Source organism: Psychroflexus longus (assembly GCF_020164595.1).
In the GTDB taxonomy this organism is placed as follows: Bacteria; Bacteroidota; Bacteroidia; order Flavobacteriales; family Flavobacteriaceae; genus Psychroflexus; species Psychroflexus longus.
Genome location: NZ_JAIQZE010000014.1, coordinates 20085 through 45365, shown reverse-complemented (window position 1 = coordinate 45365; position 25281 = coordinate 20085). Strand labels below are relative to the sequence as shown.

General features: G+C 35.2%; 22 protein-coding genes. 11 read left to right on the top strand and 11 right to left on the bottom strand.

Annotated elements, in window-relative coordinates:
- Positions 1-8 precede the first annotated feature (8 nt).
- From LB452_RS11845 to LB452_RS11820, 6 genes are all read left to right on the top strand, one after another.
- Positions 9-839 carry a hypothetical protein gene (locus LB452_RS11845; RefSeq protein WP_224461952.1) on the top strand — a complete coding sequence of 277 codons (831 nt, stop codon included), beginning with the start codon at positions 9-11 and terminating at the stop codon, positions 837-839.
- 10 nt (positions 840-849) lie between these two features.
- Positions 850-2256, top strand: coding sequence for a peptidylprolyl isomerase (locus tag LB452_RS11840; RefSeq protein ID WP_224461951.1), 1407 nt, complete (start codon positions 850-852; stop codon positions 2254-2256).
- A gap of 1 nt (position 2257) precedes the next feature.
- The gene (locus LB452_RS11835) at positions 2258-3211 is read left to right on the top strand and encodes an AAA family ATPase (RefSeq protein ID WP_224461950.1); all 954 of its coding nucleotides are present in this window, start codon (positions 2258-2260) and stop codon (positions 3209-3211) included.
- A 229-nt stretch (positions 3212-3440) separates the two neighbouring features.
- Positions 3441-5708 carry an aconitate hydratase gene (locus LB452_RS11830; RefSeq protein WP_224461949.1) on the top strand — a complete coding sequence of 756 codons (2268 nt, stop codon included), beginning with the start codon at positions 3441-3443 and terminating at the stop codon, positions 5706-5708.
- Between the two features lie 75 nt (positions 5709-5783).
- Entirely contained in the window at positions 5784-6353 is a 570-nt protein-coding gene (locus tag LB452_RS11825) for a TlpA family protein disulfide reductase (protein WP_224461948.1), read from the top strand.
- A gap of 48 nt (positions 6354-6401) precedes the next feature.
- Entirely contained in the window at positions 6402-6884 is a 483-nt protein-coding gene (locus tag LB452_RS11820) for a glutathione peroxidase (RefSeq protein WP_224461947.1), read from the top strand.
- A gap of 24 nt (positions 6885-6908) precedes the next feature.
- Here LB452_RS11820 and LB452_RS11815 read toward each other — a convergent pair whose 3' ends face one another.
- The 3 genes from LB452_RS11815 to LB452_RS11805 all read right to left on the bottom strand — a co-directional run bounded on the left by LB452_RS11815 (position 6909) and on the right by LB452_RS11805 (position 9092).
- Positions 6909-8078 carry a BamA/TamA family outer membrane protein gene (locus tag LB452_RS11815; RefSeq protein ID WP_224461946.1) on the bottom strand — a complete coding sequence of 390 codons (1170 nt, stop codon included), beginning with the start codon at positions 8076-8078 and terminating at the stop codon, positions 6909-6911.
- Positions 8079-8190: 112 nt separating this feature from the next.
- Positions 8191-8691: a dihydrofolate reductase gene (locus tag LB452_RS11810; RefSeq protein WP_224461945.1), complete on the bottom strand. Its 501-nt coding sequence runs from the start codon at positions 8689-8691 to the stop codon at positions 8191-8193.
- Positions 8688-9092, bottom strand: a complete 405-nt coding sequence (locus tag LB452_RS11805; RefSeq protein WP_224461944.1) for a 2TM domain-containing protein — start codon at positions 9090-9092, stop codon at positions 8688-8690. Before LB452_RS11805 ends, LB452_RS11810 begins: the two co-directional genes overlap by 4 nt.
- Positions 9093-9141: 49 nt before the next feature.
- Here LB452_RS11805 and LB452_RS11800 point away from each other — a divergent pair, with 49 nt between their 5' ends.
- The gene (locus LB452_RS11800) at positions 9142-10224 is read left to right on the top strand and encodes an aminotransferase class V-fold PLP-dependent enzyme (protein WP_224461943.1); all 1083 of its coding nucleotides are present in this window, start codon (positions 9142-9144) and stop codon (positions 10222-10224) included.
- A 19-nt stretch (positions 10225-10243) separates the two neighbouring features.
- Here the strand turns inward: LB452_RS11800 and LB452_RS11795 are convergent, their stop codons facing one another.
- The 7 genes from LB452_RS11795 to LB452_RS11765 form a co-directional block, all read right to left on the bottom strand.
- Positions 10244-11218, bottom strand: coding sequence for an L-histidine N(alpha)-methyltransferase (locus LB452_RS11795; RefSeq protein WP_224461942.1), 975 nt, complete (start codon positions 11216-11218; stop codon positions 10244-10246).
- A gap of 15 nt (positions 11219-11233) precedes the next feature.
- Complete coding sequence (gene egtB / locus LB452_RS11790; protein ID WP_224461941.1) at positions 11234-12376, bottom strand: ergothioneine biosynthesis protein EgtB; 1143 nt, start codon at positions 12374-12376, stop codon at positions 11234-11236.
- A 71-nt stretch (positions 12377-12447) separates the two neighbouring features.
- Positions 12448-13272, bottom strand: coding sequence for a thymidylate synthase (locus tag LB452_RS11785; protein ID WP_224461940.1), 825 nt, complete (start codon positions 13270-13272; stop codon positions 12448-12450).
- 112 nt (positions 13273-13384) lie between these two features.
- On the bottom strand, positions 13385-15082 hold the full coding sequence (locus tag LB452_RS11780) for a NupC/NupG family nucleoside CNT transporter (protein ID WP_224461939.1): 1698 nt from the start codon (positions 15080-15082) through the stop codon (positions 13385-13387).
- A 3-nt stretch (positions 15083-15085) separates the two neighbouring features.
- Positions 15086-15700, bottom strand: a complete 615-nt coding sequence (locus tag LB452_RS11775; RefSeq protein ID WP_224461938.1) for a bifunctional nuclease family protein — start codon at positions 15698-15700, stop codon at positions 15086-15088.
- Positions 15701-15788: 88 nt separating this feature from the next.
- Positions 15789-16757 (bottom strand): electron transfer flavoprotein subunit alpha/FixB family protein, encoded by a 969-nt coding sequence (locus LB452_RS11770; RefSeq protein ID WP_224461937.1) that lies wholly within the window; start codon positions 16755-16757, stop codon positions 15789-15791.
- 18 nt (positions 16758-16775) lie between these two features.
- On the bottom strand, positions 16776-17522 hold the full coding sequence (locus LB452_RS11765) for an electron transfer flavoprotein subunit beta/FixA family protein (protein ID WP_224461936.1): 747 nt from the start codon (positions 17520-17522) through the stop codon (positions 16776-16778).
- A 153-nt stretch (positions 17523-17675) separates the two neighbouring features.
- On the opposite strand from LB452_RS11765, the gene LB452_RS11760 reads away from it, so the two are divergent.
- The 4 genes from LB452_RS11760 to LB452_RS11745 all read left to right on the top strand — a co-directional run bounded on the left by LB452_RS11760 (position 17676) and on the right by LB452_RS11745 (position 23219).
- Positions 17676-18653: a pyruvate dehydrogenase complex E1 component subunit beta gene (locus tag LB452_RS11760; RefSeq protein ID WP_224461935.1), complete on the top strand. Its 978-nt coding sequence runs from the start codon at positions 17676-17678 to the stop codon at positions 18651-18653.
- Between the two features lie 65 nt (positions 18654-18718).
- Positions 18719-21211, top strand: coding sequence for a DUF5686 and carboxypeptidase-like regulatory domain-containing protein (locus LB452_RS11755; protein WP_224461934.1), 2493 nt, complete (start codon positions 18719-18721; stop codon positions 21209-21211).
- 62 nt (positions 21212-21273) lie between these two features.
- Positions 21274-22251, top strand: a complete 978-nt coding sequence (locus LB452_RS11750) for a hypothetical protein (RefSeq protein ID WP_224461933.1) — start codon at positions 21274-21276, stop codon at positions 22249-22251.
- Positions 22252-22433: 182 nt separating this feature from the next.
- The gene (locus LB452_RS11745; RefSeq protein WP_224461932.1) at positions 22434-23219 is read left to right on the top strand and encodes a DUF4382 domain-containing protein; all 786 of its coding nucleotides are present in this window, start codon (positions 22434-22436) and stop codon (positions 23217-23219) included.
- A gap of 933 nt (positions 23220-24152) precedes the next feature.
- On the opposite strand, the gene LB452_RS11740 is transcribed toward LB452_RS11745, so the two are convergent.
- The gene (locus LB452_RS11740; protein ID WP_224461931.1) at positions 24153-25190 is read right to left on the bottom strand and encodes a hypothetical protein; all 1038 of its coding nucleotides are present in this window, start codon (positions 25188-25190) and stop codon (positions 24153-24155) included.
- Positions 25191-25281: the final 91 nt, after the last annotated feature.

Genomic DNA, 25281 nt, shown 5'->3' with positions numbered 1-25281 from the left:
TCTTGATTTTGTTTTCCTTTATCTTAGGGGCTTGTTCTCTTTTTTCAGAAAAGGAAAATTCAAATTACGTTGCCAGGGTCAATACCCATTTCCTAAAATTTGATGAGCTCAACCAACATATTTCAAAAGACTTGTCTGAACAGGATAGTACAATTGCAGCAAAAACTTATATTCAGAATTGGGCTACAGATAAACTTTTGTTGGATAGGGCTAAGCTGAATTTACCAGAAGAAAAACAAATCGATTTTAGAGAGTTGGCCAAAAAATACGAAGAGCAGCTGTTTAAAAAGGCTTACAAAGATGCTCTTATAGAAAGAGAATTAAAAGATGTTATTGATTCATCTGATGTGGATGAATATTACAAAAACAACAAATCTAATTTCAAGCTCAATGAAGAGTTGGTCCAATTGCGTTATTTGCAATTAGATAAAAAAATGAAGGCTTTAAAGGACATAAAACGTCAGTTTCAACGTTTTAATCCTGAAGATATGCTATCATTGCAAGAGAAATCTTTGGAATTCAAATCTTTATCGCTTAATGACTCTATATGGGTTAGATACTCTGAAGTTGTAAAAGAGTTCAAGGAAAGTAAAGGTTTACAACTGGATAAGACTGAGCTCTTTAAATCTGGAAATTTTATTGAAATTGAAAGTGAAAATGACCTCTATTATATTTTTATAAAATCAACTTTAAAACGTAACGAGGAAGCGCCAATTGGATATATAAGACCTACGATTGAGCAAATATTGCTCAATAGAAAAAAAATAAATATTGCTAAGAAAATTGAAAAAGAGATTACAAAAGATGCTACAAAAAATAATGAATTTGAAGTCTATTAATATAATTACAATGGCTGTAATTATGCTCATAAGTTTGACCTCTACAGCTCAGGTAACTGTTGACGAAAAAGACAACCTTCTCAAAAATTCTGATATTGCTCCAGAAGTGCTCGAAGCCACTAAAGTGACTGAGGATGGAAGAATAAAAATCGATGGTGTTGCTGCAGTTGTTGGAAATTACCTCGTACTGGAAAGCGATATTTCCAAAGCTTATCTGGATATGAAAAACCAGCAGATCGGCGAAATCTCCTATTGTGATGTTGCAGAAACCATAATGGAAAACAAGTTATTTGCTCACCATGCAGAACAAGATAGCTTACCTTTTAATCCGGCGAGAGTAGAGAGTTTTACAGAACAACAAATCAGTCAATTCGTAAGCCAGGTAGGGAGTATGGAGAGGCTACTTCAGTTTTATAAACTTGAGGATGAAACTGAGCTAAGAAATCAACTTAATGAGATCAATAAGCAGAGAATGCTGGCAGAGGAAATGCAAGGAGCTATTGTGGATGAAGTAGAAATTACTCCAGAAGAGACCAGAGATTTTTTTGAAGCTATCCCAGAAGACGAAATCCCTTTGATTAACGATGAGGTAGAGCTTGCTCAAATCATTGTGCGACCAAAAGTTGGAGAGAAAGAGCGACAAGCAGTTATAGATAAACTGAATTCTTTTAGAGACGATGTCCTATCTGGAGGAAGCTTTGCAACCAAAGCAGTTTTGTATTCTGAAGATCGAGGATCTAAAAGTTCGGGTGGAAAGATTACACTTACCAGAGATGATAACTATGTAAAAGAATTTAAAGATGCTGCTTTTAGTTTGCAAGAGGGAGAGATCAGCAAGCCTTTTGAAACTGAATTTGGATGGCACATTTTGACTGTTGACAGAATTAGAGGTCAGCAGGTGGATGTAAGACACATATTGCTTTATCCTGAAATCAGTTCTGAGGCCATAGAGAAAGCGAAGGAGGAAATTGAAAAAGTTAGAGAATTGATCGTTGATGGTTCCGTAAGTTTTAGAGATGCTGCTAGAGAAGTTTCAGATGAAAAAGAAACAAGAGAAAGTGGAGGTCAGCTTATCAATAATGCCACTGGAGATAGAAGGTTTGAATTGACTAAAGTAGATCCCGCAATTTACGATCAGGTTGTGGATCTTAAAGAAAATGAAGTTTCACCAGTAATTAAGGATTCTGAACCAAGAACAGCTAAGGTGTTTTTCAAACTCATTACTGTGACCAAAAAAATACCAGAGCATATTGCTGAATTTAGTGAAGACTATACTCGTATTCGTGAATTGGCCCTACAGCAGAAAAAGCTTAAAGAAATAAACGCCTGGAAAGGGAAGAAAGTGAAAGACACCTATATTAAAGTAAATGGAGATTATAAGGCTTGTAAGTTTTCCAAGTCTTGGATAAAAAAATAGTATGCCAGACGTTGCTGATTTAGATGAGTTTGTAAAGAAGTATGAAATCTTAAAGTCTGAGATCGCTAAAGTTATAGTGGGTCAGGAGAAGGTTGTAGATACTATACTTCTATCTATATTTTCCGGAGGTCATTCCTTACTTGTCGGAGTTCCGGGATTGGCTAAAACTTTAATGGTAAATACGATATCTCAGTCTCTAGGGCTGGATTTTAGCAGAGTTCAATTTACACCAGACCTCATGCCAAGTGATATCATAGGTTCTGAAATTCTCGATGAGAATAGATCTTTTAAATTTTTGAAGGGACCTGTGTTTACAAATATTTTATTAGCCGATGAAATAAATAGAACCCCTCCAAAAACTCAGGCGGCGCTCCTGGAAGCGATGCAGGAAAAGGCAGTCACAGTGGGAGGTAAAAACTATTTATTGTCAAACCCATACTTCGTTCTCGCTACGCAGAATCCGATTGAGCAGGAGGGAACTTATCCACTTCCCGAGGCTCAGCTAGACCGATTCATGTTTGAAGTGAACTTGAAATATCCTAGTTTTCAGGAAGAAGTTGATGTAGTGAAAGCTACCACACAGAATAAAGAAGTCAAAGTTGAAGCTCTTTTTAATGCTACAGAAATTATTCAACTTCAGAAGTTAATTAGAAAAATGCCTATAGCGGATAATGTTATAGAATACGCAGTAAACTTAGTTAGTAAAACCAGGCCGAATACTGAAAAAAGTTCAGACTTTATAAACACTTATGTTGACTGGGGAGCAGGTCCCAGAGCTTCGCAAAATCTTGTTTTGGCTGCTAAAACTCATGCTGCTACGCGAGGTAAATATTCTCCAGATATTGAAGATGTACAGGCGGTAGCACTAGCAATTTTGAGGCACAGAGTCGTGCGTAACTACAAAGCTGAAGCTGAAAATATTTCCATAGAGCAAGTGATCAATAAGCTGTTATAACAATTATTGATACTCAGTCTAAATTATACTTCCAAAAGACTATAATTCGTAATTTTCATTTGCATTTTTATCAATTTATCATTTTTAATTTATAAAAAATGTAAATCTGATAATTATATGTATTAAAATTACGGTTAGTGTGAAATATTGTTAGGGATTTTGCTTTAATCTTACAGATTTTCTAAATTCATCCAAAAACGTTATTTTTGCAATCTAAAATTTATATACTATGGCTTTTGATATTGATATGATAAAAGAAGTGTATAGCCAGATGTCGGAAAGAGTTGAAAAAGCTCGTGAAGTCGTTGGCAAACCACTTACACTTTCTGAAAAAATTCTTTATTCCCACCTATGGGAAAACAAACCCAACCGAAAACTTACTAGAGGTAAAGATTACGTAGATTTTGCCCCAGACCGTATTGCTTGTCAAGATGCAACAGCTCAGATGGCTTTGTTACAATTTATGCAGGCAGGAAAAGAAAATGTTGCAGTACCAACAACTGTTCATTGCGATCACTTGATCCAAGCTAAACAAGGAGCTGCTAAAGATCTTCAAAGAGCAAATGAAACCAGTAATGAGGTTTTTGACTTTCTAGAATCTGTTTCTAGTAAATATGGTATTGGATTTTGGAAGCCAGGTGCTGGAATTATTCACCAGGTGGTATTAGAAAATTACGCATTTCCTGGAGGTATGATGATTGGTACCGATTCTCACACCGTTAACGCAGGTGGATTGGGAATGATTGCCATTGGAGTAGGTGGAGCAGATGCAGTAGATGTGATGGCTGGTATGCCATGGGAGCTTAAATTCCCTAAACTTATTGGAGTAAAGTTAACCGGTGCTCCACAAGGATGGACGGCTGCTAAAGATGTTATCTTGAAAGTTGCCGAAATTCTTACTGTTAAAGGTGGAACTGGATGTATCGTAGAATATTTTGGAGAAGGTGCCAAAAATTTATCTTGTACTGGTAAAGGAACGATTTGTAATATGGGTGCCGAAATAGGAGCAACAACCTCTACTTTTGGTTATGATGATTCAATGGAGCGTTTCCTAAGAGCGACCGATAGAAATGAAATAGCAGACGAAGCCAACAAAATAAGAGAACACTTAACAGGTGATGACGAAGTTTACGCTAACCCTGAAGAGTATTTCGACCAGGTTATTGAAATAGACTTAAGTACCTTAAGACCTCACTTGAATGGACCGTTTACTCCAGATTTAGCTACACCAGTTGGTGAATTAGGAGAAAAAGCTAAGAAAAATGGTTGGCCAATTAAAGTAGATTGGGGACTTATAGGATCTTGTACCAATTCTTCTTACGAAGATTTAACAAGAGCTGCATCCATTGCTCAACAAGCAGTTCATAAAAAATTAATTCCAAAATCAGATTTTGGTATCAATCCAGGTTCTGAGCAAATTCGTTTTACAGCAGAACGTGATGGTTTATTGAAAGTTTTTGAAAACTTAGGTGCAACTATATTCACCAATGCTTGTGGACCATGTATTGGACAATGGGATAGAAGCGATAGAAAAGGTGAAGAAAAAAATACAATTGTTCACTCTTTCAATAGAAACTTCTCCAAGCGTGCCGATGGAAATCCAAATACACATGCCTTTGTTGGTTCGCCAGAGATGGTCGCTGCTATTGCAATTGCAGGTCGCCTAGACTTCGACCCAATGAATGACACTCTTATTAATGAAGATGGAGAAGAAGTAAAACTAGACGCTCCAAAAGGTATTGAGTTACCTGAACTAGGTTTTGATGTAGAAGACAATGGTTTTCTAGCTCCAAAAGAAGATGGAAGCTCTATTCAAATAAAAGTGAATCCTGAATCTAATAGAATTCAGCTTTTAGAGCCATTCGATCCCTGGGATGGAGAAAATCTAACGGGTGCTAAGTTGTTGATAAAAGCTCACGGAAAATGTACGACAGACCATATCTCAATGGCAGGACCTTGGTTGAAATACAGAGGTCATTTGGATAATATTTCTGATAACTGTTTGATTGGAGCCGTTAATGCTTTCAACATGAAAACCAACTTTGTGAAAAGTCAGTTAGATGGAAAATATGATGCTGTGCCAAAAACACAACGTGCTTACAAAGCTGAAGGAATTCCAACAGTAGTAGTAGGTGATCATAATTACGGAGAAGGATCTTCCAGAGAACATGCTGCTATGGAGCCAAGACATCTTGGTGTAAGAGTAGTATTGGTGAAATCCTTTGCGAGAATCCATGAGACCAACTTGAAAAAGCAAGGAATGCTTGGAATCACTTTTGACAAAGAAAGCGATTATGATCTGATTCAGGAAGATGATACTTTCAACTTTGTAGATCTAAAGGATTTCCAAGAAGGAAAACCCATAACCATTGAAGTTGTTCATGCTGACGGATCTAAAGATACCATCAAAGCAAATCATACGTATAATGATACTCAGATTGGCTGGTTTAGAGAAGGATCTGCTCTTAATATGATCAAGAAACAGAATAAGGCTTAAGATCGTTTTTTACTAATAGTTATATAGAAGCCATCCGCCTGACGTGGATGGCTTCTCTTATTCCAACCCAATACCATGTCAAAAAAAGAAAAGAATTTTATACAAAAACACTGGAGTAATCTCCTGTTTGGAGTATTTATTGTGTTGATCATTATTCCACAGACCCGTCAGCCTATTCAGGTTGTTCTCAATCGAATTATTGCCTTTAGTCCCACTGAAATCAATAAATCAGACCGCGACATCTTAAAAGATTATGAGTGGTATTTTAAAAACGAAAACAATCAGACAGTAAATTTCATACAATCTGAAGGAAAGCCAGTTTTAGTCAATTACTGGGCAACGTGGTGCGCACCATGCATAGCTGAAATGCCAGACCTTCAAAAGTTGTATTCAGATTATAAGGATGAGGTTGATTTTTACTTTATCACTTCAGAAGAACCCAGAATAGTTGAGGCTTTTCTGGACAAAGAAAACTATAACCTTCCTGTGTACTATTTTCTCTCAAGTCCGCCCGATTTGCTAAAGAGTTCGAGTTTGCCAACTACTTTTCTCATAGATACCCGAGGTGAAATCATCATGAAAAAGACCGGTGCTGCCAACTGGAATAGTAAAACCGTAAGAAAGACAATTGATAAATTAAAGTAAAGACTTAGAGGAGGTGAGTAGATTATTTTAAATTTGTACAAAAATAATATGAGTAATAGTATACATCAGCTCGTCGCTACAGATATAAAAGGAAATACCTTCGATTTTTCAACCTTAAAAGGGAATAAAGTTATAATTGTCAATACCGCTTCCAAATGTGGTTTAACGCCTCAATATGAGGATCTACAGAAGCTTTATAATACTTATAAAGACTCCAACTTTAAGATTATAGGGTTTCCTAGCAATGATTTTATGGCACAAGAACCTGGAAGTAATGATGACATATCTAGGTTTTGTGTAGAAAATTATGGGGTTTCATTCCAAATGATGGGTAAAATTAAAGTCAAAGGAGAAGATAAACACGACGTGTTTCAGTTTTTGACGAATAAATCCTGGAATCAAAAAGTTGATAGTGAAGTAGAATGGAATTTTCAAAAGTTTCTTTTAAATGAAAAAGGTGAACTTGAAAAAGTTATTGCTCCTCAAACTTCACCCTTAGATAAAGAAATTATTGACTGGATTGAAGCTTAGGAGAAATCATAATTAGCAGAAGTTTTAGAAGGCTTCTCCTACACCTATATAAAATCCATTTTCATCTGGAGTAATGGCATAATCAAACCTAAGATAGACATCTTTTTGTTGAAAAAGCAAAAATCGAGCGCCTACACCAGCAGCCCATTTGACTTCTTTCACACTGAGTTCGTTCCACTCTGAAAACACATCGCCAACTCCAGCAAATACTGTTGCTCCAAGACGTTTTGAAAAACCTAAATCCAAAGGTAACATCCTGTATTCTATCTGTGCGGCAATCTGGTTCTCATCACGAAATCTACCTCGGAAGTAACCTCTCATAATGTTTTCTCCACCCATTTGGGAAAGTTGATTGAAAGGAATATCGCCACCAAAATTGAATTCACCCATAAGTTGCATGGCTAGTACATTTCTCTTATTGAAAGATTTGAAAAATCGAGTATCTGAAATAACGCTACTAAACTCGACCTCACTTTCCCAAAATGTGTTGTAATCTAAAAAGGCAACTTCACTGAAAAAAGCATCTCGTTCATTCAAAACATTTCTACGCTGATCGAATATCAATCCTAAGCCAAGCCCTAAGTTCGTGGTTCCTTCTGCACCAAATGGTAGGGGAAAGTCCACATTTTGATTACTGTCAGGATCTTTAAAAGTCACATTGCTTAGGCTCACAAAATCAGTTTCCAGACCTAAATAAAAGTTTTCGGCTAGTCTTCTAAGTACTCTTTCTCTTATTCGTATCTGAGTAGCATCTACAAGTGCGATATTATCCTCTGGAGCATCATTCCCAATTCCGTAATACTGTAAGGGAAACTGTTCAAAATTTAAATCTCCAAGAAAAAACCATTTGTCTTTGTCTGAGTAAATCGCGTGATCTACGCGCAATCCGTATTGAGACTTTAAAGTTATAAACCCATAAGCATTGATCTCACTCAGGCGATTGCTGGTATCTTCTTTAGCGTAATAGACATATAAAGGAGCAACACCAAATTCAATCCCAGTTTCTGGCCGATAACCTATAACAGGGTAAAAAAAGAATTGTGATTTTTCTTGAGATACGGTATCATTGACTATCCTATTGACATAATTCTTGAGAAAGCCGAATGTTTCCTTTTCCGAATTTTCTTCTTGAGCATTCACAGTATTGCCCAAAAAAATAAGACTGATAATAAGTAGGATATAAGTTTTTTTCATAACAAAAAATATCATTCAAAACTAATTTATTATTCAACTCTAAACCACTACATAGTAATTGCTTAACAATTACAAGGCGACTTTTAATATCTAATTTTGAAAAATTGATTTTCTAGGTGGGATTTAGGGGGTTTTTGGAGTATGTTAAGTAAGTGAAGTCAATTTTATGCTTTTCATCTTTTTCGTGGTATTCCGAACTTACAAGTTTCCAAACTGATTCCTCTATTTCTGGAAAAAAGGCATCTGCTTCAAAGGTATCGTGTACTCTGGTAAGCTCAATTTTATCAGCATAAGGTAACGCTTGCTTATAAATTTCACCACCGCCTATGATAAAAACTTCATCTTCACCAGGGCATTGTTTTAGTGCGTCCTCTAGTTTATGAACCACTGTGACTCCTTCTTTTTTATAATCTCCTTGTCTGGTGATGACAATGTGCTTTCTGTTCGGAAGTAACTTGGGGAAGGACTCAAAGGTTTTACGTCCCATAATGATATGATGATGAGAAGTAATAGCCTTGAAGCGTTTAAAATCATCTGGCAGGTGCCAGATCAGGTCATTGTCTTTTCCTAAAGCATTGTTTTCTGCTGCAGCTGCAATCATGGTTACCTTCATAAATCATTATTTTTTTGGATTTTAGTTGAACCTGTGTCTATAGGATGTTTTTTATCCACTTTTTTCTGAAGCTCACGTAGTCTCTCCAGTTGCTTCTCGACCAACTTATTCATTTGTTTTTCCTCCCATTCTTTTCCCATTAGATTATTCACTACAAACACATTGATGGCGTGAACAAGAAAGAAAAAAAGCCATATTAGAATAGCGGTTACAAACCAGTCCATGCCAAGAGGTTTGAATTCAGATTGGTAACCAATTATAACATTCAAAACAATGAAAATGACAGAACCTGCAATAAAAAACACCAGGTGCGTCATCAATCTTTTCTTCTGTTTGACGCGTTGATGAGCATTTTCATAAAGCGCTCTGATTTCGGGATCTATTTTCTTTGTTGAATCCATTTTAAGTATATTAGAGCTCAAATTTACTAATACTTTTATTGACTTATCTATGACAAGCCTAAAAAAAGAATTCCCTCTAATTACAAACTATACCTATTTAAATACACCCTTCACAGGCGTTTTGTCCTCTTCTGTTCAATCTAAAATAAGAGTACTTGAAGATGACTACAGGTTGCGAGGAAGTCTTTTTACAGATGAGAATGAAAATAGTCTAGTAGAGCAAACGAAAACACATATTTCTGAAATTTATAATGCAAAGATTGATGAAATAGGAATTTTAAATAATTTCTCCACCGGATTAAACCTTATTCTGAATGATCTTCCAGAGAAATCTAAAGTCCTATTGTTAGCCCAGGATTATCCTTCTGTGAATATGCCGGTTAAATCAAGAAAATTTGAGGTACATGAAGTAAATATTGATCTAAACATATACGAAGAACTTCGACGAAAACTTCTGAAGCTAAAACCAGATTTTTTCATTTTTAGCATCTCACAATTCATAAGTGGATTTCAGCTTGACTTGGAAATCTTAAAACATCTAAAGCAAGATTTTCCAGATACTAGTTTTATAGCAGATGCTACCCAATACTGCGGTACCAAAGCTTTTGATTTTGAAAACTCCCCATTCGATGTATTTGGAACTAGTGGTTATAAATGGCTTAATGCAGGTTTAGGAAATGCTTTTTTCCTTATGAAGTCTAGTTTTGTTGCGAAGCATCATTTCACTTCGATTGGAAGTAATTCACTTCAAGAAAAACCAAGTGGAGATTCTAGACCAACTGGATTTTTAGAACCTGGTCACTATGATATTTTAGCTGTGGCAAGGCTTAAGTTTGCCTTGGAATTTCATTATAAAACCATTGGCCTAAATTTTATTGAGTCAAAAATTAAAGAACTTTCCAAGAAGGCAAAGTCAGAATTTATGAAGCTAAATCTATTAGATACTAACCTAATAAAAGAGAATACCCCACAGAATATCTTTAGTCTCAGAGGTGAAGAACATCACATCGATCTTTTAGAAAAACGAGGAATACTTTCTTCCTTCAGAGGGGGGAGAATACGAGTAGGTTTTCAATATTTTAATACTGAAGATGACTTACAAAAATTACTAGACGCAATTCAAGAATTTTAAAACTTGTTCTAGATTGATATCAAGGTATCATTTTTTTGAATGTGTAATTTTTATAGTATTTAGTTTCACTTTCAAATACCCTATCGATACTTAGGTTTGCTTTTGAGGCTAGCCATTCTACGGTATCATCATCATATTTTTGAGAAATTTCAGTATGAATGGTTTCCCAGGCTTTGAAGTCAATATCCAAATTGAGTCTCTCGATTCTTACGTTTTGAGCTTTTTTACTCACCAGAAAACTCTTCGCAGTTCCTGTTTCAGGATCGTAAGTTTCCCAGTGTAGGAATTCATCAAGATCAAAATTACCTTCCAATTCTGTGTTGATCCTCGCGAGTAAGTTTTTATTAAACGCTTCAGTTATACCATTGGGATCATCATAGGCGTCAATAACAACCTGAGGATGCTTTTTTTGATCAAAGCCCATAAAAAGAAGATCTTCAGAAGACATATTTTCCTGTATCTTCTTTAGAAAGTCTATGGCATCGCTATGCATTAAATTACCAATATTAGAGCCTAAAACAAGAATTATCTTCTGCCTTTGATTGTAACTGGAGAGCTGATTCAAAACATCAAAGTAGCTTCCTTGTAAAAGTTCAAAATCCACTTCCGGAAGCTCCTGCTCCAAATCGTTTCCAAGTTCATTCAAAACGTTTTGACTGATATCTACTGGCAAATACCTGAAATTTGCCTTGATCTCTGATAAATGGTTTAGAAGCAGCTTTGTCTTTTTTCCATCGCCTGCCCCAAGTTCTATGAGATCAAAACCTTCATCAAGATTGAATTTCTCGGCAATAATAGGCGATTGATTTTGAAGGATGCTGTATTCACATTTAGTCAAATAATATTCTGGCATAGCCATGATGTCCTGGAATAATTTATCTCCCTTTTCATCATATATAAATTTTGAGGAGAGTCGTTTTGGATATTCAGTAAATCCAGATATGACATCCTTTTCAAACGCAGTATAGGTAGTTGGTTTTGCTGTTGGTTCCATGAAGTTTTTGTCGATTTATTTTGCTAGCCTTAAGCCACTCTGTTGCCACCTCATGTGAGGGTGGAAAAAATTTCTATAGGTTTTTCTTGTATGCTTGCTTGAAGTTAAGGCTGAACCTCCCCGAAGTACTTTCTGATTGACCATAAATTTACCATTGTATTCACCAAGTGCCCCTGGAGCTTTCTTATAGTTAGGGTATGGTAAATAAGCACTTTCTGTCCATTCCCAGCGTTTTCCCCATGAAAATTGTTCTTGTGCTACTTCCCATTCAGACTCAGTTGGCAATCTGTATCCTTTCCACTGGGCAAAAGCAAAAGCTTCATAATAAGAAATATGACTTAAAACATGATTTGGATTTAAGCGCTTCAAACCATTTAAGTGATATTCCTTCCAGCCTTTTTTGGTTTTCTGCCAATATAAAGGATGTTCAATTTTTTCGTCTTGTATCCAATCCCAGGCATCAGCATGCCAAAGCAAAGGATCTTTATAACCACCGTTTTCTATAAACTCCAAAAACTCTCCGTTGGTCACTAAGCGATTGCTGATTTCAAAGTTTTCTAAAAACACTTTGTGTGCTCCAGATTCATTGTCATAACTAAACTCATGGGTATCATGTCCAATTTTGTAAAGTCCTTCCTCAATACTCACCCATTTTTGTTCGGAGTCTTCAGTAGATTTTTCATCAAAATTTTCATTGTAAACAGGAAATAGCGGATTATGACCAAAGCAGTATTTGATATCCATCAACAGCAACTCCTGATGTTGTTTTTCATGGTGGATACCGATATGAACTAAATCTAAAAGTTTTTCATCCTCTAAAGTTTCAAGTAGTTCTTTCATGGCCTGAGTAACATGAGTACGGTACTGGAAAATATCATCGACCGTTGGTCTGGACATGTTGCCTCTATTGGCTCTCATCACTCTTTCGCCTTTTGATTCATAGTAGCTATTAAATAGAAAGGGAAAATTTTTATCGTAGAGCTGGTAATCGTTTTTATGTTTGGTTAATATGAATACTTCAAAGAACCAACTGGTATGCGCTAAGTGCCATTTTGTGGGCGAGACAAACTCAACAGGTTGTATAACAAAGTCTTCTGTTTGAAGGGGTTCGCAAAGCAGTTCAGAAAAAGCTCTTGTTTCTATAAATTCCTGAATCATAAATCAGTTTTTTTTGAATTTACTAAAAAAGCCTTGGTTAGAGAAATTACTTTTGAATAATTTACCTTGCTCTAAATAGCGACTTTACCCTTGATATGGGGGTGAGGATCATAGTTTTCCAGCGTAAAATCACTAAATTCAAAATCAAAAATAGATTTGATTTCAGGATTGAGTTTCATAGTAGGTAACGGCCTAAATTCTCTTGAAAGTTGAAGTTCAACTTGTTCAAAGTGATTGTTGTAGATATGAGCATCGCCAAAAGTGTGGATAAAATCTCCTAATTTTAAATCGCAAACCTGAGCAACCATCATTGTGAATAAAGCATAAGAAGCAATATTGAAAGGAACACCCAAAAATACATCTGCGCTTCTTTGGTAGAGCTGGCAGGACAGTTTCCCGTCGGCTACATAAAATTGAAAAAAGGCATGACATGGAGGTAATGCTGCTTTACCATTAGCCACATTGGTTTCAAAAGACTCGGAGGTATCTGGCATTACACTTGGATTCCAGGCAGAAACCATCATCCTTCGGCTATTTGGGTTTGTTTTTAAGGTGTGTATCAATTGTGAAATTTGGTCGATGTCTTCAGAATTCCAATTTCTCCATTGGTGACCATAAACAGGACCCAGGTCTCCATTTTCATTGGCCCATTCATTCCAAATCTTAACTCCATTTTCCTGTAAATATGAAATATTGGTATCACCTTTTAGAAACCAGAGTAATTCATAAATGATGGATTTGAGATGAACTTTTTTCGTTGTAACCAATGGAAAACCTTCATTAAGGTCAAATCTCATTTGATAGCCAAACACACTTTTGGTTCCAGTCCCAGTTCTGTCTCCCTTCTGGACACCATTTTCGAGTATATGTGAAATTAAATCGTGGTATTGTTTCATGAAACTAGAGTTTGGTTTAAAAATAGAAATTTTATTGACTAGACTTGAGAAATTTTAAATAGAATTTATCAATTTGATTTACTTACCTGTAATTAAAATTTCAAAATAGTACCTAACCAAGAATCATCCCAGCAATGGTTGCAGACATGAGCGAAGCCAATGTTCCACCAATCAAAGCTCTTATTCCAAATTCTGAAAGCGTTTTTCTTTGGCCTGGTGCCAGAGAACCAATACCACCAATTTGAATACCAATAGAAGCAAAGTTTGCAAATCCACATAACATATAAGTCGCCATTATGACCGACTTTTCGAAATTAAGGCTAAGTACGTTTGCAGTGTTTTTGAGTTCAGCAAGCTGAATGTATCCTACAAATTCGCTTTCAACTAGCTTAATACCAAGAAGTTGTCCCATTAACATGACATCTTCCTTGGCTACACCGATCAGCCACATTAAGGGAGCGAAAATAATTCCCAAAATGGCCTCAAGAGAAAACTTATCGTAAGGAGTATTTTCAGCTACTAAAGCATTGAGGCTTGTAAATTCTCCTATTTTCTCAAATCCGTAATTGATAAAAGCAATTAAGGCCACAAAAACAAGAAGCATTGCAGCAACATTGGCAGCTAGTTTCAGTCCTTCAGTAGTTCCGTTGGCAATAGCATCAAGGATATTGGATCCAATTTTTTCTGAAGATACCTCTACGTTTGTATTGACTTTCTGTTGTTGCGGATATAGGATTTTAGAAATCACAATTGCACCCGGAGCAGCCATTACTGAAGCTGCTAGAAGATGTTTAGCGAATGCCAGCCTCATAATAGGGTCGTCACCTCCAAGAAAACCAATATAAGCTGCCAAAACCCCTCCAGCGACTGTAGCCATGCCGCCAATCATGACCAAAAGTATTTCTGAACGTGTCATTCGTTCCAGATAGGCTTTTATCATAAGAGGTGCTTCAGTTTGACCCAGAAATATATTTCCAGCCACACTCAAGCTCTCAGCCCCCGAGATTCCTAATAATTTGGAAAGTATCCAAGCCAAAGCTCGTACTACTTTTTGAATGATACCTAGGTAGAATAGAATAGAGGTTAAGGCTGAAAAGAAAATGATTGTCGGTAGAATCTGAAACACAAAAATATACCCGTAAGTACTCGTATCCATGAGGTCACCGAGAAGAAATTCAGAACCCGCCGAGGTGAAATCTAAAATTTTCACAAAAATATTTCCAACAAATTCGAAAGCTGATTGAACAAAGGGAACCTTTAAAACTCCGATGGCTAAAATCAGTTGAGCTAGCAATCCAAAACCTACTGTTTTCCAATTAATGGCTTTTTTATTTTTACTAAGCACAAAGGCTATCAAAAGAAGACTGAGCATTCCTAAGACACCTCTCCATAAGCTATTAAAGCTAAAATTTTGATTAGCAACAATGATTTTGGATTCTAATTCTTTTTTAGAACCAACAAAATTTTTGGTGTTTTGTTTCTTTAGTTGAAGGTCAAACGCACTCGAAGCTAAAGTAATTAAGGAGTCGGAATTGAATTGAACCGCAAACTTTGTTTTTTCTAAAGCTCTTAAATTTGGGATAAGTTCCAAAGTATTATCGCTTAACTTATAATTACCTTCATAGATAAGCTCTTTCTGATCATGATTAATACTGAAAAGTGAATCCTTAAAACTTATAATCTGCTGATCCTCAAAATATGTAGTCGAATCTTGATTTTGTTTTAATTCTATTTTCCAGTCACCTTGAAACGATTGAGAAAAAAGTAGAGTGGGAAGACACAACAAAAGTGCCCAAGTAAAGATTTTCATACTTTAGCTTCGTTTAGAAATTTCATCACGAATCTTTGCAGCTCTTTCATAGTCTTCGTCATTTACAGCTTTATCTAAAAGATCATTCAGTTTTTTTGTAGTCATTTGACTGAACTCGCTTTTGAAAGAAGTTTTTCTTTCATCTTTTTTATCTTCGGTTTTTTCAAGATTCTCTGAGCTATAAATGTCTGCATCCTGATTCTTGTCACTCAGAAAAATCCCTGCCTTATCCAAAATATTCTTGTAAGTAAAAATAGGAGCATCAAATCTCAAAGCTAAAGCAATGGCATCACTTGTTCTCGCATCGATAGTTTCTTCAAGGCCATCTCTTTCGCAAATAAGACTTGAATAAAAAATGCCATCAACTAGTTTGTGTATGATGACTTGCTTTATTGAAATTTGAAATCTATCTGAAAAAGTTTTGAATAAATCGTGAGTAAGTGGTCGGGGAGGTTTAATTTCTTTTTCTAAAGCTATTGCAATAGATTGTGCTTCGAAAGCACCAATAACGATAGGAAGCTGTCTGTCACTATCCATATCACTAAGTAGCAGGGCATAAGCCCCATTTTGGGTCTGGCTGTAAGAAATTCCTTTTATGCTAAGTCTAGCTAAGCTCATACTAAATTTTATTGAATAAAAAAGCGGTCTAAAATTTAAGAGCTGCTTAAAAATTAGACCGCCCTTAAAGGGGCACAATTTATAAAAATTATGAGTTATTCGCCTTAAATTCCTTCAGTTTTTCAATCAGTTGAGGAACGACTTCAAAAGCATCACCTACTATTCCGTAGTCTGCAGCTTTAAAGAAAGGCGCTTCAGGATCTGTATTAATGACTACTTTATTTTTGGAAGCACTAATACCAGCCAAGTGTTGGATGGCACCAGATATACCAATGGCTATATATAAATTGGAAGCTACTGGTTTTCCAGTTTGCCCCACGTGTTCTCCATGAGATCTCCATCCCATGTCACTTACTGGTTTAGAACAAGCCGTAGCAGCACCAAGAACGTCTGCAAGCTCTTCAATCATTCCCCAGTTTTCAGGACCTTTCATACCACGGCCAGCAGAAACAACCACTTCAGCATCTGCAATACTTACTTTATCTTTGTTTTTATCAACAGATTTCACATTGATCTTAAAATTATCATCAGTCAATTCTGGTGAAAAATCTTCTTCTGAAAGTGATACTTCGTTTTCTTTTAGACCAAAAGCATTATTAGATAATCCTAAGACCCTTACATCTGTAGAAATTGAAGTCATATTAAATGCTTTGTTGGTGAAGGCTGTTCTTTCTACCACAAATCCATCATCAAGTTTTGGTAAGGCGACCACGTTGGAGGCGTAACCAGCATTCAGATTAACTGAAAGCAATGGGGCTAAATACTTGGCATTTGCACTTTGACTTACCACTACAACTTTCGCTTCTTCTTTTTTAGAAGCTTGAGTGATTACTTCTGCGTAAGCATCAGCATTAAATTTTGATAATTTGTCATGAGACACTTTCAAAACTTTTTCAACTCCATAAGTCTTGAGTTCATCAACATTTTCAGCATTAATAGTAACTGCGGTTACGCTGGTTCCCATTAAATCTGCTATTCCTTTGGCAAATGAAGCAACTTCATAAGCTACTTTCTTAAGCTTGCCATTCTCTGATTCTGTATATACTAAAACTGACATAATCTTTATTTTAAAAAGTTATATAGCTTTTGCTTCATTGTGAAGCAAGTCTATCAATTTATCTAAATTATCTGCATCTACAAGTGTTACTTCACCTTTAGGCTCAGGTTTTCTGAAGTTTTTAGCTTCAGTCTGTGTTTCTGCAGAAAGAGGTTCAACAACATTCAATGGTTTTTTTCTAGCCATCATGATTCCTCTCATATTGGGTATTTTAAGATCGCTTTCTTCAACAAGACCTTTCTGACCACCAATGACTAAAGGTAATGAAGATTTTAAAGTTTCTTTACCACCATCAATTTCTCTTACAGCAGTTGCAGCTTCTCCATCGATTTCGAGACTCACACAAGTATTGATGAAATTAGCTCCAATAAGTTTAGCAAGCATTCCGGGCACCATTCCTCCGTTGTAATCAATTGATTCTCTGCCTGCAATTATTAGATCGTATTCACCATCTTTTGCAACTTTTGCGAGTTCTTTGGCGACTTGAAAACCATCAAGTGGTATAGTATCAATTCTATGAGCAGTGTCTGCTCCAATAGCAAGAGCTTTCCTTATTGTAGGTTCAGTGTCTTTTCCACCAACTGTTACTACATCTACGGAGGCTCCTTGTTTTTCTTTAAACCACATTGCTCTGGTTAACCCAAATTCGTCATTAGGATTAATAACATACTGAACTCCGGTAGTATCAAATTTGGTATCATTTTCTGTAAAATTGATCTTCGAAGTCGTATCAGGAACGTGACTAATACATACTAATATTTTCATGATTTTGAATTTTTTCTTGAATGATACAAATATAGTAGTTTCCTTTCAAAAATACTATGCATGCATAATAAAATTTTTATAAGATTCTTATGGTATATAGAAATTTGAATTGCTATTTTTGTGTTTCTTTTTAATAAAGGTAAATACATTTAAATGAGGACAATTCAATTTAGAGAAGCTATTGTAGAAGCAATGAGTGAAGAAATGCGTGCTGATGAAACTATCTACTTGATGGGAGAAGAAGTTGCAGAATACAATGGGGCATACAAAGCATCCAAAGGAATGTTGGACGAGTTTGGAGAGAAAAGAGTCATTGACACTCCAATTTCTGAGTTAGGCTTTACTGGAATAGGGATAGGTTCTGCCATGAATGGTAACCGTCCCATTATTGAATTCATGACTTTCAATTTTTCTTTAGTTGGGATTGATCAAATCATAAATAATGCTGCCAAGATGAGACAAATGTCTGGCGGTCAATTCAATATTCCTATCGTCTTTAGAGGTCCAACAGGTTCTGCTGGGCAGTTGGGGGCCACTCATTCTCAGGCTTTTGAGAGCTGGTTTGCAAACACTCCGGGCCTTAAAGTTGTCATTCCATCAAATCCATACGATGCCAAAGGTTTGTTGAAGTCAGCTATTCGTGATGATGATCCTGTTATTTTTATGGAAAGCGAGCAGATGTATGGCGATAAAGGAGAAGTCCCTGAAGAAGAATACACCATTCCGTTGGGTGTTGCAGACGTGAAAAGAGAGGGAACAGATGTGACCATCGTGTCTTTTGGAAAAATTATTAAGGAAGCCTACAAAGCGGCTGAAGAACTTGAAAAAGAAGATATCTCATGTGAAATCATAGATTTAAGAACCGTAAGACCTTTAGATTATGAGGCTATCTTAAAATCTGTAAAGAAAACTAATAGACTTGTGATACTTGAAGAATCTTGGCCTTTTGGGAATATATCAACTGATATCACTTACAAAATCCAAAATGAAGCTTTTGATTATCTTGACGCTCCCATTATCAAATTAAATACAGCGGATACTCCAGCTCCATACTCTCCTGTTCTTTTGGAAGAATGGTTGCCAAACAGTAAAGATGTTGTAAAAGCAGTTAAGAAAGTATTATATATTTAGCGTTAATCAACTCAAATAATTAGCTTCATTTGTACAATACTACATTTGAAGCTTTTTTTTATTTAATGAAAAACATCCTGTCCTTAATACTGTTATTTTTGACATTGTCATCATTCGCTCAAACCAAAGTGAGTGGTTACGTCAAAGATACGTTTGGAAATCCAATACCTTACGTCAATGTGTTTTTTTCAAACTCATCTGAAGGGACTATTTCTGATGAAAATGGAAAATTTTATCTCGAATCCAATAAATCCTATTCAATATTGGAGTTTTCTTTTATGGGCTTCAATAATTTAAAATTGCCTCTGGAGGAAAAAACCACCTATAATATAGAAGTTAAGCTTGAAGAGAATTCCTCGGAACTAAGTGAAGTTGTAGTTTATTCAGGAAAAACTTCAAAAAAAAATAATCCTGCAATTGATATTCTTCAGAATATTTGGGAAAATAAACGCGAAAACGGAATTAAAAAGTTTGACCAATACCAGTATGATAAATACGAAAAACTTGAATTCGATCTTAATACAATAGACAGTTCACTTATAAATTCCAGAATTTTTAATGGAATGGAATTCATTTTTGACGATTTGGATACCAATAATGTTACCGGTAAAACATATCTGCCAATCTTTTTAAACGAAGCTGCCTCCAAAGTATATGGCAGTAATGTTCTTGATGCTGAAAAGGAAATTCTATTAGGTAACAAAAACTCTGGCTTTAATAACAATCAAAACCTTATTGCATTTATAAAAGACCTCTATGCAGATTATAATATTTACGATAATTACCTGAAGTTTTTCAGCAAGAGTTTCGTGAGTCCTTTGTCTACAACAGGAGTTGATAACTATAATTACGTTTTAACCGATAGCACCTTTATTAAAAATAAATGGTGTTACAATATTGTATTTTATCCAAGACGTAAGGGGGAATTGAATTTTAAGGGAGATTTCTGGGTTAATGATACGACCTGGGCTATTAAGAAAATTAATCTTTCCATGTCCAAAGGAGCAAATATCAATTGGGTGAAAGATGTGTATATAGAGCAAGAATTCGACGTCCTTAACGATTCAGTTTTTCTGATTACCAAAGATTTGTTTATGACTGACTTTTCCATAAACAAAAAAGAAGAATCGCGAGGTGTCTATGGCAAACGAACAACGCTTAACGATAATTATACTTTTGATAATCCTAAGGGAAAGGCATTTTACAAGTACCAACCGGAGGTTTTTAATGAACAAGCTTATAACAGAGATGATAAGTTTTGGGCTCAAAATAGACAAGAGGATCTGAATAAGGATGAACGTCAAGTTTACAAAATGCTTGATACCTTACAAACAGTCGATGCTTTTAAGAGGCTTTACAATGTAGGTACTATATTGGCAACTGGTTACTGGGAGCAAAAAGGTTGGGATTTTGGACCTGTATTTTCTACGTTTGGTTATAACGAAGTAGAAGGGATTCGCTTAAGAGTAGGAGGTAGAACTTATTTTTCTCAAAATGACAGATGGAGGCTACATGGGTTTTTGGCTTATGGTTTTGGAGATGATAAGTTTAAATATGGCCTTTCTGGAAAATGGTTGATAGACCCTAAGATGAGGCTTATCATTAGTGGAGGAAATCGCAGAGATATCGAACAATTAGGAGCTAGTCTTACAAATACTACAGATGTATTGGGAAGAAACCTGGCATCTTCATCTGTACTTACAGTTGGTTCCAATACGAGTCTTACCAACATTAATCTGACTAGTTTATCGCTTAGCTTTGAAGCACTCAAGAATTTTAATTTGAGATTTGAAAGCAACTTTAAACGTTTGGAATCTGCTTCAGGCCAATTTAGTCTTGATTATTTCACCAATCCAGAACGTACAGAAACTAAAGGCGTAACAGAACAAGTTGAAATTTCTACTGTAGCTCAATTCTCACCAGGCCGTAAAACTACAGGGTATGGTGTGGAGCGTGTTATAGTAAACGATGACGACTATCCAGAATTTCTACTCAATTATACCAAAGGTCTAGGAAACATAACCACATCGGATTTTGATTATGAAAAAATTCAGTTCTATTACAGGCAGCCTATACAAATAGGAGGATTTGGTAAATTTGTCTCAAATATTGAAATAGGTAAAACCTTTGGCCAAGTGCCATTAAGTCTTCTGGATATCGTTCCTGGAAATCAGACTTTATTTTCCATACAGGGAACATTTCCTCTTCTGGATTTTTATGATTTTGTTACAGATACTTATGCCAGTGTAAATTTTGAACACAATTTTAATGGAAGATTTTTCTCAAGAATTCCCTTTTTGAGAGAACTGGATTTAAGAGAGATTATTTCTGTAAGAGCCGTTTCCGGAAGTATTTCAGAAGAAAACCAATTGCTCAATGCCTCTTTCACCAATCCAATATTAAGAGCTCCAGACAAAGAACCTTACTGGTCTTACAGTTTTGGTGTAGATAATATTTTTAGAATTTTAAGGATAGATTTCCACTTTAGAGGAAATTACAAAAATTTACCAGAGGCTAGAAACTTTGGAGTGACAGGCGGGTTTGGCTTTAGTTTTTAGAATATAATTTAGGGTAAATTTTCTTTGAGTTGTTTTATAGTTGAATATAAAACAATTACACCATGAAAATTTTAAAACCAATAGCAGGAATTTTAGGAATAGCATTGCTATTTTCCTGTACACCAGATGATTCAGAATCAAATCTGGCAAATGTAGAAAAATCTAATCTCGAAATCAAAGCAAAGGCATCTAGTGATGCTAGTAGTTCAAGGGAAGCTAAATCAGTTTCAGATGTTGAAGTTTCAGAATTTTTAATCAATATCAAAAATATTGAATTTGAATTTGCGGAAGGTTTTGGTATACCAGACAGTTCTTCAGGCAACTCAGAAGGTGATGAAGATGACTTAAGTTTTGATGAATTACCAAATGAAATTGCAGCTTATCTTGATGAAAATTATCCAAACGATCCTTTTTGTAAAGGGGAGTTGGAGGATGAAGATGAAGACCCTTATAGATATGAAATTGAACTACAGAGTGGAACCGAGATTTACTTTAAAGCAGACTTTAGCGTTTACGCTATAGATCCAGATGACGAGGGTTGTGAGATTGATGACGACAATGACGATGACAGATTCGATTTTGATGATGAATTTGAACTCAGAGGTCCATTTGAACTTAACCTAAGTTCAGGAGAGGTAACAGTAGTAAGTGTTGAAATTCCAGTAGGTGAGTATGATGAAGTTGAGTTTGAAATGGATAGAAGTAGTAATCCTTCCAGCGATTTGTATCAAAAATCTATCTTAATGAGAGGAACTATTTCAGGAACACCTTTCGAATTTTACCACACTTTCAGTGAAGATTTTGAAGTAGATGACGAAGATGCAAATCAAAATCTAATCATTACACAAGATAATAATAACACAGTGGTCTTTGAATTTGACTTAGTATCTGTTTTTAACTTGGTAGATATTTCCAACGCTACCGATGCTAATGGAAATGGAACCATTGAAATTAGTCCAGAAGATGAGGATGGTAACAATCAATTGGCTAATCAAATTAAAAATGCTATTAAAGCTTATGTTGATCTTTTAGATGACTAATTAAGTTTAGGACTCATTATTAGAAATCCCTATCGCTAGTGCGGCAGGGATTTTTTATCTTCTAACTCTTTGTTACTATCTCAATAAATGGTTGAAATATTTTGGAATTGGGTTAGGGTAATTTGAATCAAGATTGTTTAAGTATAAAGGGCATTAAATATTAAACCCCAAAACAAAAAGATATGAAAAGTTTATTTAAATTATTTTTATGTGTAGCTGTAGCCAGTGCCACATTTATCAGTTGTAACTCAGACAACGAATCAGAAGGAACCTCCAGTATATCAGTTCGTCTTGTTGACGCTCCTGGTGATTATGAAAAAGTATTCATAGATGTAGTGGGTGTAGAAGCAATTGTTGATGGAGAAATTGTAGTTCTCGACTCCAATGCTGGAGTTTATGACTTACTTACTCTTACGGGAGGAGAATTTGTAAATTTAGTTAATGAAGAAATTTCTTCAGGTGAATTAAGCCAAATGAGACTTATTTTAGGTTCAGAGAACAGTTTAGTTCTTAATGGTGGACAAGAAGTTAGCTTAAAAACACCAAGCGCTCAACAGTCAGGTTTAAAACTGAATATAAATTATGATCTGCAACCTGGTGTTTCTTACGAGTTTATTATGGATTTCAATGTTGATAAGTCTATTGTAGAGTTAGGAAATTCTGGACATATCCTTAAGCCAGTTATTCAAATCACTACTACAGCAGAAAGTGGAGCTATCTCAGGAATTGTTTCGCCTTCAGAAATTGATGCTTTAGTGACAGCAACAAATAGCGCAGATGATACAGTACAAGTTTCTGCACACACAGATAATACTTCTGGTGCATTTCTCCTTTACGGTGTTCCAGAAGGAACGTATACTGTAGTGGTTGAGCCAGAAGTTGAATCGGGTTTCTCAGCTGTTATTGTAGAAAATGTTGTAGTGGAAACAGGAAGTACAACCGCTATAGAAACCGTTGTTTTTGAATAATAAAATCAATCGTAGCTATTAAATTAAAAAAGAGGTTGCTAAAAAGCAGCCTCTTTTTTGTATTAAACCCAAATTATGCCTTAGAAAACTTTCTAATGCATAAACGAATAAGAAAACTCTACCATTACGATGTTTTTGCAAAAACCAAAATGGTGATTTTCTAACTCGGGTCCCGATTCTATTTTAATTCAATAATTGAATTAAAAATTAGATCGAGGACTCTCGAATAACTACAAATTAAAATTATGATAATTTAATTTGTGTTATTCGGAGGTTAAACCCGACTAATGCATTAATTCGGCTCATGCTTCACCTTTTAATGCATAAATCGGGTTAATTATACAAGCATTTCATACCACTCAAAATGCTTTTAATATTGCATTACTAATTCAAAGATTATCTGATTAGAAAATAGAAATAATGCCGATTCTTTTTTAATAAGTTAAAAGGAAATAGCTTATACTATCTATCTTATTCGGTAATGATTTTCCTATAAATACTTTGAAATCCGCTAAGTAAAAGCTATAAAAATTAATGAATCCGTCTAAGGAGAATGCTTGTATTCATACAAAGATGTAGAAAAAGAGGTCTTATTTATCTTGGTATAATATGAAATTTATGCGAGGTTGAATTAGATAGAAACTTAAAAATTATGTTATTTTTTGTTTTGGTTGTAGAATTATATTACACTCAAGAAACTATCTCTTTTTTAATTTTAGACTTTATTTGGCTTAAGACGATAAGTATGGCGACAATTGGTATTGTGCCAATGAATAGGGAAGTGGTTTCATTTCCTGTTATCAGTTTTGAAATGATAAAGCCAATGCAAACAAGCCATATAATAAAAATGATATAAAAAATGACGTTTAAGGTTTTTAACTTTGATTTGAGGTCGTGTTGAGTTGGTTTCTGATTATCCATAAAAGCTGAGGTCTATATCTTTTCGAAAATTAAAATGCTGTTTTCACTTAGGTTGTTTTCATCGTTTAGAATAATTCTGTTTGGATTCGCAAAACCTTCTACAATCCAATCCTCCTCGAGTTCTTCTAAAATATCATTTTCTTCAAAATCCAAGTCCAGATTAAGGTTGTCATCATTAATTTCTGCTGACCAATCGCCAGAGAAAGTTTCTCCACTAATAAGGTTTTTAACAAAAATGTTAGCATCCGTATTGAAAGTAAATCTATAGTTTTCGTAATCAAGAGTTTTATTCTGCCCCTCATCTATAAAGTTTAAAACTCCAAATTGGTTTGATGTAATAAAGGCAATGAACTGTTCCATTCTGTAGGAATTATTAGTCAGTAACGAAGGATTAAAGCAGTCTTCATCGAGGTTATCTATTGTGGAATTTAAGTCTAAATTGGAAGACAAAGATTGAGCCTGCCCCTCAACAGTTACCGTTATAGGATAAATGAATTGATAAAACCCGTTATTTTGCTTTAAATCCTGAATTAGATTATAAAGTTGGGCTTTATTTTGTATGGTTCTCCTGTTAGTAATTCCATTATCAACATCAAAACTATTAATATCAATCGGGAAATTATACTCCAAGCAATTAATTTCTGAACTTCCCTCTACACTAGCATCTAATGCTAAAAACTCAGCTTGATTTTGAATTGTAAGCACTTCATAATTCGGAAGTGAAACGTTTACGGGAAAGTTTATATTTATGGTATAATCTTCAGATTGAGGTGGTAATTCCTGAATAAGAGGTTGGTAATCCGAAAATTCATTGAGGGTGTAGGTCGTTTCAGAATTGACTTTTACTTCGTAAGGGAATTCGATTTGTATACTGCTTGAGTTGTCTATAAAATCATCAAAAGCTGTAGGGTTTTGCGTAAGTCTTGAAATAAGATTGCTCAATTCACTTTGGCTGGATAAACTAGTAGTGTCTTCAACTTGTTCAAAAAACTCTTCATCCTGGCAACTAGCAAGTAGAACTATTATCAAAATGAAATAAAGTTGCTTCATTGTTTGTAAATTTATAAAACCCTTTTATATACAACAAATAAGATTCATTTTACCCTAAGTATGTTTTAGGGTAAAATTATATTAAATTGTT